Origin of the sequence: Nonomuraea sp. CA-218870, from assembly GCF_050936535.1 — a bacterium.
GTDB lineage: Bacteria > Actinomycetota > Actinomycetes > Streptosporangiales > Streptosporangiaceae > Nonomuraea > Nonomuraea corallina.
Window position 1 is genome coordinate 5022429 of sequence record NZ_JBNJMN010000001.1, and the last position, 13451, is coordinate 5035879.

The 13451-nt window shown below is 72.5% G+C and carries 12 protein-coding genes; all 12 read right to left on the bottom strand.

Going from position 1 to position 13451, the window contains the following annotated elements:
• Positions 1-36 precede the first annotated feature (36 nt).
• A complete protein-coding gene (gene secF / locus ACQEUU_RS24210) occupies positions 37-1026 on the bottom strand; it encodes a protein translocase subunit SecF (protein ID WP_433069664.1) in 990 nt (329 codons plus the stop codon).
• A gap of 1 nt (position 1027) precedes the next feature.
• Positions 1028-2815, bottom strand: coding sequence for a protein translocase subunit SecD (gene secD, locus ACQEUU_RS24215; protein ID WP_433069667.1), 1788 nt, complete (start codon positions 2813-2815; stop codon positions 1028-1030).
• A gap of 34 nt (positions 2816-2849) precedes the next feature.
• Positions 2850-3224: a preprotein translocase subunit YajC gene (yajC, locus tag ACQEUU_RS24220; protein ID WP_433069670.1), complete on the bottom strand. Its 375-nt coding sequence runs from the start codon at positions 3222-3224 to the stop codon at positions 2850-2852.
• Positions 3225-3444: 220 nt separating this feature from the next.
• Positions 3445-4476: a Holliday junction branch migration DNA helicase RuvB gene (ruvB, locus tag ACQEUU_RS24225; protein WP_433069673.1), complete on the bottom strand. Its 1032-nt coding sequence runs from the start codon at positions 4474-4476 to the stop codon at positions 3445-3447.
• 135 nt (positions 4477-4611) lie between these two features.
• Positions 4612-5232 carry a Holliday junction branch migration protein RuvA gene (gene ruvA / locus ACQEUU_RS24230; RefSeq protein WP_433069676.1) on the bottom strand — a complete coding sequence of 207 codons (621 nt, stop codon included), beginning with the start codon at positions 5230-5232 and terminating at the stop codon, positions 4612-4614.
• Entirely contained in the window at positions 5229-5759 is a 531-nt protein-coding gene (gene ruvC, locus ACQEUU_RS24235; protein WP_433071968.1) for a crossover junction endodeoxyribonuclease RuvC, read from the bottom strand. Before ruvC ends, ruvA begins: the two co-directional genes overlap by 4 nt.
• An 86-nt stretch (positions 5760-5845) precedes the next feature.
• A complete protein-coding gene (locus ACQEUU_RS24240; protein ID WP_433069678.1) occupies positions 5846-7000 on the bottom strand; it encodes a GNAT family N-acetyltransferase in 1155 nt (384 codons plus the stop codon).
• 11 nt (positions 7001-7011) lie between these two features.
• Positions 7012-8904 (bottom strand): hypothetical protein, encoded by a 1893-nt coding sequence (locus ACQEUU_RS24245; protein ID WP_433069681.1) that lies wholly within the window; start codon positions 8902-8904, stop codon positions 7012-7014.
• 224 nt (positions 8905-9128) lie between these two features.
• Entirely contained in the window at positions 9129-9881 is a 753-nt protein-coding gene (locus ACQEUU_RS24250) for a YebC/PmpR family DNA-binding transcriptional regulator (RefSeq protein ID WP_433069684.1), read from the bottom strand.
• A 3-nt stretch (positions 9882-9884) separates the two neighbouring features.
• Complete coding sequence (gene pdxT / locus ACQEUU_RS24255) at positions 9885-10463, bottom strand: pyridoxal 5'-phosphate synthase glutaminase subunit PdxT (RefSeq protein WP_433069687.1); 579 nt, start codon at positions 10461-10463, stop codon at positions 9885-9887.
• A 63-nt stretch (positions 10464-10526) separates the two neighbouring features.
• Positions 10527-11483, bottom strand: coding sequence for an endonuclease/exonuclease/phosphatase family protein (locus ACQEUU_RS24260; protein ID WP_433069690.1), 957 nt, complete (start codon positions 11481-11483; stop codon positions 10527-10529).
• A gap of 104 nt (positions 11484-11587) precedes the next feature.
• Positions 11588-13264, bottom strand: a complete 1677-nt coding sequence (locus tag ACQEUU_RS24265; RefSeq protein WP_433069693.1) for an alkaline phosphatase D family protein — start codon at positions 13262-13264, stop codon at positions 11588-11590.
• Between the last annotated feature and the right edge of the window lie 187 nt (positions 13265-13451).

Consider the following 13451-nt stretch of genomic DNA (forward strand, 5'->3'; position numbering starts at 1 on the left):
CCCCCGTCCGGACGGGACGGGGGCGCGGAGGCGGACTCAGCCCTTGGCCGCGGCCGCGCGCTTGGCGCCGCCCTTGCCGCCGCCGGTGGAGGCGAGCCTCCTGGCGATGGCCTGGTACTTCGGCTCCCGCTCCTTCAGGGTCACCAGCATCGGGGTGGCCACGCAGATCGAGGAGTAGGTGCCGACGATCATGCCGACGAACAGGGCCAGCGCGAGGTCCTTCAGCGTGCCCGCGCCGAGCACGGTGGTGCCGATGAACAGGATCGCCGCCACCGGCAGGATCGCGACCAGCGACGTGTTCAGCGAGCGGATCAGCGTGTGGTTGAGCGCGTCGTTGGCGGCCATCGAGTAGGTCTGCTTCGACGTGGCGCCGAGCTTGGCCGTGACTTCCTTGATCATGTCGAACACCACGACCGCGTCGTAGAGCGAGTAACCGAGGATGGTCAGGAAGCCCAGCAGCGTCGCCGGAGTGACCTCGAACCCGGACCAGGCGTAGACGCCGGCCGTGATGACCAGGTCGTGCAAGAGGGCGACGATCGCGGCGAGCGCCATCTTCGGCTCGAACGCCATCGACAGGTACAAGATGATCGCCACCATGAAGGCGACCAGGCCCCACAGGGCCTTGGTGGACACCTCACCGCCCCATGACGCGCCGATCGACTGCACGTTGACCTGGTCGACCGGAGTGCCGAACTCCTTGGAGATCGACTCCTGCATCTGCAGGCTCTGGCGCTCGGCGAGCGTCTCGGTGGTCACGCGGTAGCGGTCGCCGGCCGTCTGCACGATCGGCTGGTGGATGCCCTGCTCCAGGAACGTCTCCCGCACTTCCTGCACGCTGACCGTCGTCTGCGGCTTGAAGGAGAAGACCGAGCCGCCCTTGAACTCGACGCCCAGGTTGAGCCCGTTGATGAGCAGGCCAGCGAAGGAGATCACCAGCAGCACGGCGGAAAGGCTGTACCACAGCCGCCACTTGCCGACGAAGTCGACGTCGATCTCGCCCCGGTAGAGGCGACGCCCCAGTCCCATCTCAGGCCTCCTGCGGGGTGGTCTTGTGGCGGGTGGCGCTGGTGTCGACGGCGCTCATGCGCTCGGCGTCCAGGCCGGACAGCGGATGACCCTTGGCGAAGAACTTCAGCCTCGCCAGCAGCGCGATGAGGGGCTTGGTGAACATGAACACCACCACGATGTCGATCAGCGTGGTGAGGCCCATCGCGAAGGCGAAGCCCGCGACGCCGCCCACGGACAGCAGGTAGAGCACGATCGCGGCGATGAACATGACGGCGTCGGCGATCAGGATCGTGCGCCGGGCGCGTACCCAGGCCACCTCGACGGCGGCGCGGAGCGTTCGCCTGCCCTCCTTCATCTCGTCGCGGATGCGTTCGAAGTACACGATGAAGGAGTCGGCGGTGATGCCGATGGAGACCACCAGGCCGATGATGTGCGGCAGGGACAGCCGGAAGCCGGCGTTGTGGCCCAGCACGACGACGGCGGTGTAGGTGAGGATCGAGGCGACCACGAGGCTCAGCACGGCCACGATGCCCAGGCCGCGGTAGTAGAGCAGGCAGTAGACGACCACGAGGATCAGGCCGATGAGGCCGGAGATGAGACCGCCCTCGAGCTGGTCCTGGCCGAGCGTCGAGGAGACCGTGTCGATGGAGCTGCGCTCGAACTTCAGCGGCAGCGCGCCGTACTTGAGCTGCTCGGCGAGTTCGGTGGCGCTCTGCTGGTCGAAGCCGCCGGTGATCTCGGCGCGGCCGCCGGGGATCGGGCTGATGATGTTGGGGGCGGTGATGACCACGCCGTCGAGGACCACCGCGACCTTGTTGCGCGGATCCTGCGAGTTGTAGGCGGTGGAGGTGAGCTTGCTCCACTCCTGGGCGCCGGCGCTCTTGAAGTCGAGCTGGACCACCCATTCGACGCTGCCCTGCTGGACGCCCGCGGTGGCGGTGTCGATGTCGGTGCCGACGACCTTGGCGACGTCGAGGATGTACTTGAAGGTGCCGTCGGACTCACACGCGGCGTACTGCTTGCCCGGGTCGTCCTGCACGCCCTGGCCGCGGTTCTTCGGATCGGTGCAGTCGAGCGCGGTGTACTGCTTGAGCACCGCCGGGTCGATGCCCTCGGTGTCGATCTGCGCGTTGGGGTTCTGGGCGTCGGGGCCTGGTGAGGGCTCGCCGGTCGCGGACGGCGACGGTGTCGCCTTCTTGTCCTGCGTCCCCCGGTCACCTTGCCTGGGCGTCTGCGAGGGTGACGGCTGCGGGTCGGTCAGCGCCGACGACAGCCCCTTGCCGGTGGGCGAGACCGACGGCGACACCGACGACTGCGGCCTGGCCGACTGGCTCGGCGCGACCGACGGCGTCGACGGGGTCGTCGACGCCGTCGGGGAGACGTCAGGGCTGGGTGCCTGGGTGGCCAGCTGCTCCTGCGCGATGGGAGTCATCTCCATCGCGAGGACCTGCCGGAAGCGGAGTTCGGCAGTGGTCGCGACCAGCTCGATGGCCTCGCTCTGCCCGACGCCGGGGATGGAGATGATGATGTTGTCGCCGGACTTGGCGACTTCGGCGTCGGAGATGCCGGTGCCGTTGACCCGATCGCGGATGATGTTGACCGCGCGGTCGAGGATCTCCTCAGGCGGAGGGGCACCGTCCTGGGTGACCGGTGACAAGGTCACCGTCGTACCGCCGGCGAGGTCGAGTCCGAGCTTCGGCGTGTACGCCTTCTGCAAGAACATCGTCCCGCCCAGGGCGAGGATGAGCGCCAGGAGCAGCAGGAGCGTCCGCCCCGGCTTGCTGTGGCTGCTGGTCGGTCGGGCCACTGGTCGTCAGTTCTTTCGGATTGGGGGTTTGAGGTCAGGACTTCTTGCTGGAGTCCTGGCCGCCGTTGCGATCCGCGGTCGTGTCGGTGTCGGCCGTCTCGTCGACGACAGGCTCGTCGACGACAGGCTCGTCGACGACAGACTCGTCGGCGACGGGGTCGCCGGGCGTCACCACACGGCCGATGGCGGCCTTCACCCAGCGCGTCTGGATGTTGGGCGCGATCTCGAGGATAACGTCCTCATTGTCGACGGCGACCACGGTGCCGAAAAGACCCGTCGTCGTCATGACTCGGGTGCCGGGCGTCAACGAGTTCTGCATCTGAAGCGCCTCCTGCTGGCGCTTGCGCTGCGGGCGGATCAGCAGGAAGTAGAACACCACCACCAGAAGGATCAGCGGCGCGATGCTCATGAGTTGGTCCATCAGAGGGCGACCTTCCATCTTCGTACAGAGAGTTGACACCGGCGTTCAGCCGGAAATTCCGCGGTTGCGGGCCGCGCCGCTCAGCGCATCAGCCTACACAGCCAGCCAAGCCACGGAGTGTAGGCGCTTGTTGCGAAACGCGGCAACGAAGCAGCGTTTCGGCGCGCGGGGAAGTTCCCGATTTGCAATGGTTGCAACCGATCTGTGATCAGGTGGAGTGACCCGCGCCGAACGCGTCGGGCGGCGGTGTCATGCCCAGATGCGTCCAGGCCGCGGCGGTGGCGACGCGTCCGCGCGGAGTGCGGGCGATCAGGCCCTGACGCACGAGGAACGGCTCGGCCACGACCTCGACGGTCTCCGGCTCCTCCCCCACCGACACGGCCAGGGTCGACAGGCCCACGGGTCCGCCGCCGAACTTGCGCAGCAGCGCCCCGAGCACCGCCCGGTCGAGCCGGTCGAGCCCTTCGCCGTCGACCTCGTACAGGTCGAGCGCGCTGGCAGCCACCTCGCGGTCGACGACGCCGCCCGCGCGCACGTCGGCGTAGTCGCGCACGCGGCGCAGCAGCCGGTTGGCGATGCGGGGGGTGCCGCGCGAGCGCCTGGCGATCTCGTTGGCGGCGTCGTCGGGCAGCTCGACCGCGAGCAGCGCCGCCGAACGGCGCAGCACCCGCTCCAGCTCGCCGGTCTCGTAGAAGTCCATGTGGGCGGTGAACCCGAACCGGTCGCGCAGCGGCGCCGGCAGCAGGCCCGCCCGGGTGGTGGCGCCGACGAGCGTGAACGGGGCGATGTCGAGCGGGATGGCGGTGGCGCCGGGGCCCTTGCCGACGACGATGTCGACCCGGAAGTCCTCCATCGCCATGTAGAGCATCTCCTCGGCGGGGCGGGCCATCCGGTGGATCTCGTCGATGAACAGCACCTCGCCGTCGGCCAGCGTCGACAGGATGGCCGCCAGGTCGCCGGCCCGCTCCAGCGCGGGGCCCGAGGTGATGCGCAGCGGCGCGCCCAGCTCCGCCGCGACGATCATGGCGAGCGTCGTCTTGCCGAGCCCCGGTGAGCCGCTCATCAGCACGTGGTCGGGCGGCCGCTGCCGCCGCAGCGCGCTCTCCAGCACCAGCGACAGCTGCTCGCGCACCCTCGCCTGGCCGATGAACTCCGCCAGCCGCTTGGGCCGCAGCGCCGCCTCGATCTGCCGCTCCTCGCCGTCGGCGTCGGGCGAGACGAGCTCACGCTCAAAGCTCACGCCGCCACCTCCGCCCGCGAGCCTCCCACACCCCGCCGCCGTCACCGCGGCCAGGTCGCCGCCCGGGGCGCTCGGCGGGCGCCTGTACGGGACGCGTTCCCAGGTGAAGGCGGGCGGGCCCGCCGGCGGGGCGGGTCACCGGACGCTCAGCGCCCGGAGCGCGGCCTTCAGGAGGGCGGCGACCTGCGGAGGGCGGCCGGCGGCCAGGTCGGCCTCGGCCTGGGGCTCGACGGCGGCGACGGCCTCGTCGGCGTCCCTGCCGGAGTAACCCAGCCCGACGAGCCCGGAGTGGACCTGCTCCCGCCACACGGTGTCCCCGCGCGGGCCGTTGAGCGCGGCGTCGACCGCCTCGGGCGAGGCGCCGAGGCGGTCCTTCAGCTCCAGGACGATCCGCTGGGCGCCCTTCTGGCCGATGCCCGGCACCTGGGTCAGGGCCTTGAGGTCGGCGGAGGCCACGGCCACGCGCAGGGCCTGCGGGGAGTGGACGGCGAGCATGGACAGGGCGAGCTTGGGACCGACGCCGCTGGCGGTCTGGAGCATCTCGAAGACGGTCCGCTCGTCGTCGGTCGCGAACCCGTACAGCGTGAGCGACTCCTCTCGCACCACGAGCGAGGTGGACAGGCGCGCCTCCTGCCCCGTCCTGAGGGTGGCGAGGGTGCCGGGGGCGCAGTGGACGAGGACGCCGACGCCGCCGACCTCGACGACGGCCGCGTCGGGGGCGATGGCGGTCACCCGGCCGGTCACGGAGGCGATCACAGCCGGGGGTCCTTCCGTCCGGCCCGGGCGACGGCGGCGGCCAGGCGGTGCTGGGCGCCGCCGCGCCACACGTGGCAGATGGCCAGCGCGAGCGCGTCGGCGGCGTCGGCCGGTCTGGGCATCTCGCTCAGCCGCAGCAGCCGGGTGACCATGGCGCCGATCTGCTTCTTGTCGGCGGTGCCGCTGCCGGTGATGGCGGCCTTGACCTCGGACGGCGTGTGGAGGGCGACCGGCAGGCCGCGGCGGGCCGCGCACAGCACGGCGATGCCGGCGGCCTGGGCGGTGCCCATGACGGTGCGGACGTTGTGCTGGCTGAAGACCCGCTCGACGGCGACGGCGTCGGGACGGACGTCGTCGAGCCACCGCTCGATGCCGGCCTCGATGCCGACGAGCCGGACTCCCAGCTCGTCGTCGGCGGCGGTGCGCACCACCCCGACGGCCACCAGGCTGAGCGGCGCGCCCGGGCGCCCCTCGACGGCCCCCAGGCCGCACCGGGTCAGCCCCGGATCGACGCCCATCACCCGCACCGGCATGCCTCCCCGCGCCCGCCGAACACCAGTTCGGCACGAGACTCTACCGTTTCCCGGCCCGCTCGCGCACCGGGAAACGCCTGTCAGAAGTAGTCGAGCATGTACGGGCGGGCCGCGAAAGCGGCGTCGAGCACCTCGTCGTGACGCTCGTCGCCGGTCATGAGGCCGGCGCGCCGCAGCGTGGCGACGGGGACGCCCGCGTACAGGGCCGAGAACCCGTTCACGCTCAGCACCGGCGCGTCCGCCTCTCCGGTCTCGCGGGTGGCCGCGCCGGAACCGCCGGCGAACTCCAGGCGCCACAGGCCCGCGTTGCCGGCCCGCAGCGGATCCTCCACCCGCACGACGGCCGCGGCGTTCACCGCCGCCGGACAGCCCCTGCGCGCCACCGCCTCCGCCAGGTCGATCACCCGGAACATCCATCGCACCTGCTCGGCCGTCTCCTTCGACCGCTCGCGCAGCAGCCACAGCACCGGGTCGTCGGGCGCGACCACGGCCTTGACCTGCTTGGCGACCGACGAGGACGTGCCGACCAAGGACCACAGCGCCCTGGCGGTCTCGGCCGAGCCGGCGACGACGTTGTCCACCTCGATGTCCTGGCCATCCCACCGGTAGACGGCGAACCCGTCGTCGGCCAGGTAGAGGAAGTCGTCCTCCTCGGCGAGCCAGAGCCGCCAGATGTCCTCTCCCCACGAGATCGGGCCGCTGGCGCGGGAGCCGGCGTGCAGCCGGTGCAGCAGGGCGATGACCTCGGCGGCGTCGCCGGGCCCCATCCGGCGCAGCGGGACGTTCCCGGCCGGGCGGACCGTGCGCAGCGACTCGGCGGGCAGGGTCACCCGGTGCTGGGCGCCGGCGTGCTCGTAGCCGAGCGACCGGTAGATGGGGGTCGTGGCAGGATAGAGCGCGGACACGGCGTCGCCGAGGACGGCGGCCCGCTCGATCGCGGCGCGCATGATGAGGCTGCCGACGCCGCGCCCCCGGTCCTCCGGGCTGACGGTGACCCCGGCGACGCCGGACATGGGCTGCGGCCTGCCGTGCCACCACTGGGTGAACGGCCGCAGGCGGGCCGCGGCCGCGAGCCGGCCGCCCTCGAAGGCGCCGAGGTAGCGGCCCGCCGCGAGAGTGGGATGCACCATCTTGCGGAAGGTCGCCACGTCCCCGGCCGACAGGGGGCCGAAGGAGCGCTTGCGTAGGTCGAGCACGGCGTCGAGGTCGTCCGCCGTCACATCACGAATGTCCACAGCCGACAAACCTACGCATCCTGGACGGAGGACCGCGACCCGGTATCGCGTCCGACGGAGAGGGCGAGCCGATCCAGGTACAGCAGCTGGGCCGCCACCACGGCGGCCAGCGCGAGCGCCATGGGGATCAGCGGAGTGGCGAGACCCACGTCGGCGGCGCCGCCGGGGAACCGGCCGGCGGCCATGGCCTGGGCGAGCGGCGCGGTGGCCAGGTCGGGCTGCTGGGTGACCAGGAGGGGCCAGAGCAGGTCCTGGGCGTTCACCAGCGTGACGGCGACCACGAGGATGCCGGCCATCGGCAGCGACGGCTTCACCACGCCGGACAGCAGGTCCGCGGTGTTCCGCTCGGCCAGGCCCTTGCACAGCAGGGTGAGGACGAGCAGCGCGGGCACGCTCACGAGAAGCGGCGGCACGAGGGCGGCGAAGGTGTCGACGAGGCCGAGGCCTCGCACGGTGTTCCAGTTGGCGATGCCGAGCGGGCCGGGGCCGACGAACAACCAGGGCGCGAACGGCAGCAGCAGCCACTCGCTGCGCCGCCCGAGCGGGCGCAGGCCGCCGATGCCCAGCGCCCCGAGGTACGCGACGCCGACGGAGACGAGGGCGCCGGCGAAGGCGGGGAGCCAGGTGTTCAGGTGCACGTTCGGGCCGGCGACGGTCTCTCCCGGCTCGAACAGGCCCGACAGCCACGGCAGGCTTCCCGCGACGGCGGCGACGGTGACGACGGCCAGCGCGACCAGCCCGGCGGCCACGCCGCCCGCGGAGGCCCGCCGCCCGGACGTCCCGGCTCCGTCCACGCCTTGGGGCGCGTACGGTCCGGCGGGCGCGGGCGCCTTCCCGGGCGCGTAGGGGGCGCCCGGGACGGGTGATTCGGCGGAAGCGTACGAGCCGGACAGGTGCGACGCGTACGGGGCGTCCGCCGGTCGCGAGCCGGCGGACGGGTACGGGAAGTCCGCCGGTCGCGAGCCGGCGGGCTCGTACGGGACGTCCGGCACGGGTGGCCCGGCGGGCGTGTGCGGGACGCCGGGGACGGGCGAGAGGGCGGGGTCGGCGTCGGAGTGGGCTTCGCGGCCGGGTGCGGGGGTCAGGGTGAGGCGCATGCGGGAGGCGACGGCCAGGATCGTGGCGGCGATCCCGAGCACCCAGACGATCACGCCGGTCACGGTGGCCAGCGTGGCGCCCAGGCCGAGGTGGCCCGCCCGCCAGGTGAACGTGTACTGCAGGAGGGCGAGCGTCTGGGTGGAGTCCATCGGCCCGCCCCCGGTCAGCACCTGGGCCAGCGTGAACAGCTGCAGCCCCGCCGCCACGGCGGCGAGCGCGACGATCCCGCCGACCGCCAGCATGGCCGGGGTGACACCGGCGTCACCGCGCAGCGCCGGCAGGAACGCCATGACCGCCAGCGCGCACACCACGCCGAAGGTGGCGGCGGCCACGATGAGCCGGAGCGTTCCAGGGGCGGTCGCCGGGTCGGCCAGCGAGCCGGCCCAGGCCGCCGGGCCGTCGGCGTCCGCCCGCAGCCCGCGCAGCCAGGAGACGGCCACGGCGGCCGGCGAGAAGGCCACGGGGAACAGCGAGAGCAGGATCCGCCCGGCCCGCCTGACCCACGTGCCGCCCCGGTCGAGGGCGAGCGCCAGCGGCGGCGCGACGACGAGCGCGACGAGCAGCGGCATGACCGTCACCGACAGGGTGAAGCCGAGCGCGGGCCAGAAGGTGTCGTCGGCGAACAGGCGGAGGTAGTTGTCCGCCCCCGCGAACCGGCTCGGCCCCTCGAGCCCGCCTGATCGCAGGCTGAAGCCGATCGTCAGGACGGTGGGCAGGACCAGCGTGATCAGCATGCCCAGCACGGCCGGCATGAGCAGCAGCCAGCCCAGTGCCGGGGCCGGGGAGTCAGAGGTGCGGGAGGTCACGACGTTCGACCCTACGCCGACTCCGACCGCCCTGCCACGCGTGCGGCCCGGCGCCCGCGACCGGCGGAGGGAACCCTGCGGAGGGCACCCGCGGCCCGCCGCACGGCTCCCAGGATGCCGCTGACGGCGTGCCGGGCCGCCGTGGTCGTCGGAGCAGGCCCAGGGGGCGTGCTCCTCACAGCGGCGCGCTGAGCGCCGGACAGAGGAGACCGGACGCTCCCCGGTCAGGCGTCGAGCTTCTCCATGACCTCGTCGGAGACGTCGAAGTTGGCGTAGACGTTCTGCACGTCGTCGCTGTCCTCGAGGGCGTCGACGAGCCGGAACACCTTCTTGGCGGCCTCCTCGTCGAGAGGCACGCTCATCGTCGGCAGGAAGCTGGACTCGGCCGAGTCGTAGTCGATGCCGGCGTCCTGCAGGGCCTTGCGCACCGGCACCAGGTCGCCCGCCTCGCACACCACCTCGAAGGACTCGCCCAGGTCGTTGACCTCCTCGGCGCCCGCCTCCAGGACGGCCATGAGCACGGTGTCCTCGTCGAGCCCGTTCTTCGGCACGATCACGACGCCCTTGCGGTTGAACATGTAGGACACCGAGCCGGGGTCGGCCAGCGAGCCGCCGTTGCGGGTCAGCGCGACCCGGACCTCGGAGGCGGCGCGGTTGCGGTTGTCGGTGAGGCATTCGATGAGCACGGCGACGCCGCCGGGGGCGTAGCCCTCGTACATGATGGTCTGGTAGTCGGCGCCACCGGCCTCCAGGCCGCCGCCGCGCTTGCGGGCCCGCTCGATGTTGTCGTTGGGGACCGAGTTCTTCTTCGCCTTGAAGATCGCGTCGAAGAGTGTGGGGTTGGCATCCGGGTCAGGCCCGCCCGTCCTGGCCGCCACCTCGATGTTCTTGATGAGCTTCGCGAACAGCTTGCCGCGCTTGGCGTCGAGTGCGGCCTTCTTGTGCTTCGTCGTCGCCCATTTGGAGTGGCCGGACATCGCCTAGAGCTCCCTCACCATGTCTACGAAGTATCGGTGCACGCGCGTGTCTCCCGTCAGCTCGGGGTGGAAGGACGTCGCGAGCAGCGGCCCCTGTCGGACCGCGACGATCCTATCTCCCGGCTCGGCCCTCCCCAGCACGTCGACTCCCGGCCCGATCGACTCGACCCAGGGCGCGCGGATGAAGACGGCGTGCACGGGGGCGCCGGCGAAGTCGAGGTCGGCCTCGAAGGAGTCCACCTGGCGGCCGAAGGCGTTGCGCCTGACCACCATGTCGATGCCGCCGAACGTCTGCTGGCCGGCGACGCCGTCCTCGATGCGGTCGGCGAGCATGATCATGCCGGCGCAGGAGCCGTAGGCGGGCATGCCTTCCTTGATCCGCATCCGCAGCGGTTCGAGCAGTTCGAAGGTGTCGGCGAGCTTCCACATGGTGGTCGACTCGCCGCCGGGGACGACCAGCGCGTCGACGGTGTCGAGCTCGGCCGGCCGGCGTACGGGGCGGGATGCGGCGCCCGCCTCCTGGAGCATGCGCACATGCTCGCGCACGTCGCCTTGCAGAGCGAGTACCCCGATGTCGGGCACGGTCCTCCTTCCATCAGATGTCGGGTGTCTTCGGGTGGAACACCGCGCGTGCCTGACATCTTCCTACAGGGCCAGCTCGGCGTGCAGCGGCCGGTGGTCGGAGAGCGTGACGGCCTGGTCGACGTGGCAGCGCCGGACGCTGCCTGGCGGCGCGAACACGTAGTCGAGTTTCTTGCGCCCGGCTGCGCCGTCGTGCGTCCACCGCCCGGTCCTGGCCTCGCCCCGCTGGTCGCATTCACGGTGGTGGCGATAGGCGGGGGCGATCGCCCGACGGCCCGCGGCGCTGCCGGTGCGGCTGTCGGGCGGCGCGGCGTTCAGGTCGCCGCCGAAGACGGCCCGGTGCCCGTCTTCGGCCGCGATGTCGAGCAGCCGCCTCATCTGCCTGGTGCGGTAGAGGGCGCCCGGCTGCCGGTCGTCGTAGCGGGCGCCGGACGACAGGTGGGTGTTGCAGGCGCGTACACGGATCGCGCCGATGGTGGCGCACAGGACGGCGCGGCGGACGTACCAGGGCGGGGCGGGCAACGGGTGGACGCTGAAGTCCGCGTCGTGGCGGGCGACGGCGACGGCGATGCTCTGCGTGCCGCGCGGGCGGCCGAGGCGGTCGGGGTGACACGGGTACGGTGCGCCGCCGGAGTCCTGGAGGCTCCAGGAGCCGACGGTCCAGGGCCGGCCGGTGCGCAGCTCCAGGGTGCGTTCGAGGGTGGCGGTGGCGCCGGAGCAGAACTCCTGGAGGAAGAGCACGTCAGACGTGACGGGGCCGCCGATCGCGTGGCCGGAGATGTTCCAGGCCAGTTCGAGCGCTCCGGCCCGGTAGAGGGCGCACCGGGGGTTGGTGCCCGCGCAGACGTTCCAGGTGAGCACCGCCAGCCGGGCACGCGCGGGCCCGGCTCCGTCCGGGACGGCAACCGGGGCACCCGCCGGGGGGACGGCCCGAACGGCCGGGGGAACGACCGCCGGGGTGAGCGCAAGGGTGATGGCCGCGGCGGCCGGCGGCACGACGAGGATCGCCCGTACGGTCACGGACGCATCCAATCAGAAAGGGCGCGTTCCCGGAGGATCTTCTCGACTTCCCGGGCCGCCGGAAGCGGAACCCCCGCCCCGCTCCCGGCGGTCTCCGGCCGGCGCTACGGGCGCTCGGTCTCCCAGCGGACGGTGTCCTCGACCGTCGTCCGGCCGCCGGCGCGGGCCGTCGGGTCGAGCGGCCGCAGGTAGGCCTGCTGGACGCCGGGCACCCGGTCCTCGACCACGAAGGTGGCCCTGGTGTACGCCGCCACGCCGGGCTCGCGCACGGTCGGGACCACCTTGAAGTCGGCGGTGAGCCGCTCGCGGTCGACGCGGGTGATCACGTAGCCGCGCTGGTTGTTGTAGAACCGCAGGTGCGGGTTGATCCGCAGGAACGGGTGCGCGGCCGGCTCGGAGTCGGCCCCGTCACCGCCGCTGGTGATGGAGGTCGTCACCAGCTCGGAGCCGACCGTGGGCCCGGTCGGGTCGTCGTAGTCGAGCTTGAGGTCGGCGGCCCAGTGGGCGTGCACGTCGCCGGTGAGCACGACCGGGTTGCGCACCCCGGCGTCGATCCAGCCCTGGGTGATGCGCCGCCGGGAGGCGACGTAGCCGTCCCAGGCGTCCTGGCTGGTGACCTTGGCCGGGCCCTCGTCGTTGTCGCGCTGGGCGAAGAAGACCTGCTGGCCGAGGATGTCCCACCGGGCGCGCGAGCGGCGGAAGCCGTCGAGCAGCCACGCCTCCTGCGGGGCCCCGGTGATGGACCGGGCCGGGTCGGCGGACTCGGGGCAGTCGCGGTAGCCGTCGCCGCAGCCCTGGTCGTCGCGGTACTGGCGGGTGTCGAGCATGTGGAAGGTGGCCATTTCGCCCCAGCGCACCCGCCGGTAGAGCTGCATGTCGACGCCGCGCGGGATGGCGGCGCGGCGCAGCGGCATGTTCTCGTAGTAGGCGCGGAAGGCGGCCTCGCGCCGGGCCGGGAAGTCGGGTTGCGGCCGGTCGGGGCGTTCGGGGACCAGGCCGGCCCAGTTGTTGTCCACCTCGTGGTCGTCCCAGACGACCAGCCAGGGCGCCGCCTCGTGCGCGGCCCGCAGGTCTGGGTCGGTCTTGTACTGGGCGTGCCGCTGCCGGTAGCCGGCCAGGGTCACGGTCTCCGGGCCCTCGTGGTCGCGGACGTTGCCGCCGGGGGCCGTGTAGGTGCTCCCGGCGTACTCGTACTGGTAGTCGCCCAGGTGCAGGACCAGGTCGGGGTGCTCGTCGGCGACCCCGCGGTAGGCGGAGAAGTAGCCGTGCTCGTACTGGCTGCAGGAGACGAAGGCCATGGCCAGCGGGCCGCCGAAGGAGTCGCGGCGGGGGGCGGTGCGGGCGCGCCCGACCGGCGAGACGTACGGGCCGAGGCGGAAGCGGTACCAGTAGTCGCGCCCGGCGTCCAGGCCGGTCAGCTCGACGTGCACGCTGTGGCCCCACTCGGGGGCGGCGACGGCGACGCCCGTGCGGACCAGGCGGCGGCAGCGCTCGTCGGCGTACACCTGCCAGCGGACGTCGAACGGGCGTGGCGGCATGCCGCCGAAGCCGTCCTCGGCCAGCGGGATCGGGGCGAGCCTGGTCCACAGCACGAAGCCGTCGGCGTCGGGGTCGCCGCAGGCGACGCCGAGGGTGAAGGGGTCGGTGCGCGGCCCGCGGGAGGCGGGGCCGGGCGCGGGTCCAGGGTCGGCGCGGGCGGCGGGCAGAGCGAAGGGCTGGGCGACGGTGACGGCGGCCGCCAGGCCGGTGACGAGGAAGTGCCGGCGGTTGAGCTCGGGCATGGGACGCTCCTGAGGACGATCATGGCCGGGGACGCACGTATCCTGACTCGCGATCGTGACTCGGAAGTGAATGCCAGTAAACACCAAAATGGCGACATCCTTCACGGATGCCGCCATCACTGGAGTAAAGCGCACCTCACCCCCGGGCCCCCGCCGGACGAGATCGTCTCATCCGGCGGGCCGGGAA

What these genes read in the sequence shown, in the direction of transcription:
- secF (WP_433069664.1), bottom strand. Translation starts at nt 1,026, where the DNA reads ATGGGACTGGGGCGTCGCCTCTACCGGGGCGAGATCGACGTCGACTTC.
- ACQEUU_RS24265 (WP_433069693.1), bottom strand. Translation starts at nt 13,264, where the DNA reads ATGCCCGAGCTCAACCGCCGGCACTTCCTCGTCACCGGCCTGGCGGCC.
- ACQEUU_RS24250 (WP_433069684.1), bottom strand. Translation starts at nt 9,881, where the DNA reads ATGTCCGGCCACTCCAAATGGGCGACGACGAAGCACAAGAAGGCCGCA.
- yajC (WP_433069670.1), bottom strand. Translation starts at nt 3,224, where the DNA reads ATGAGCATCGCGCCGCTGATCCTTCTGGTGGTGGTGTTCTACTTCCTG.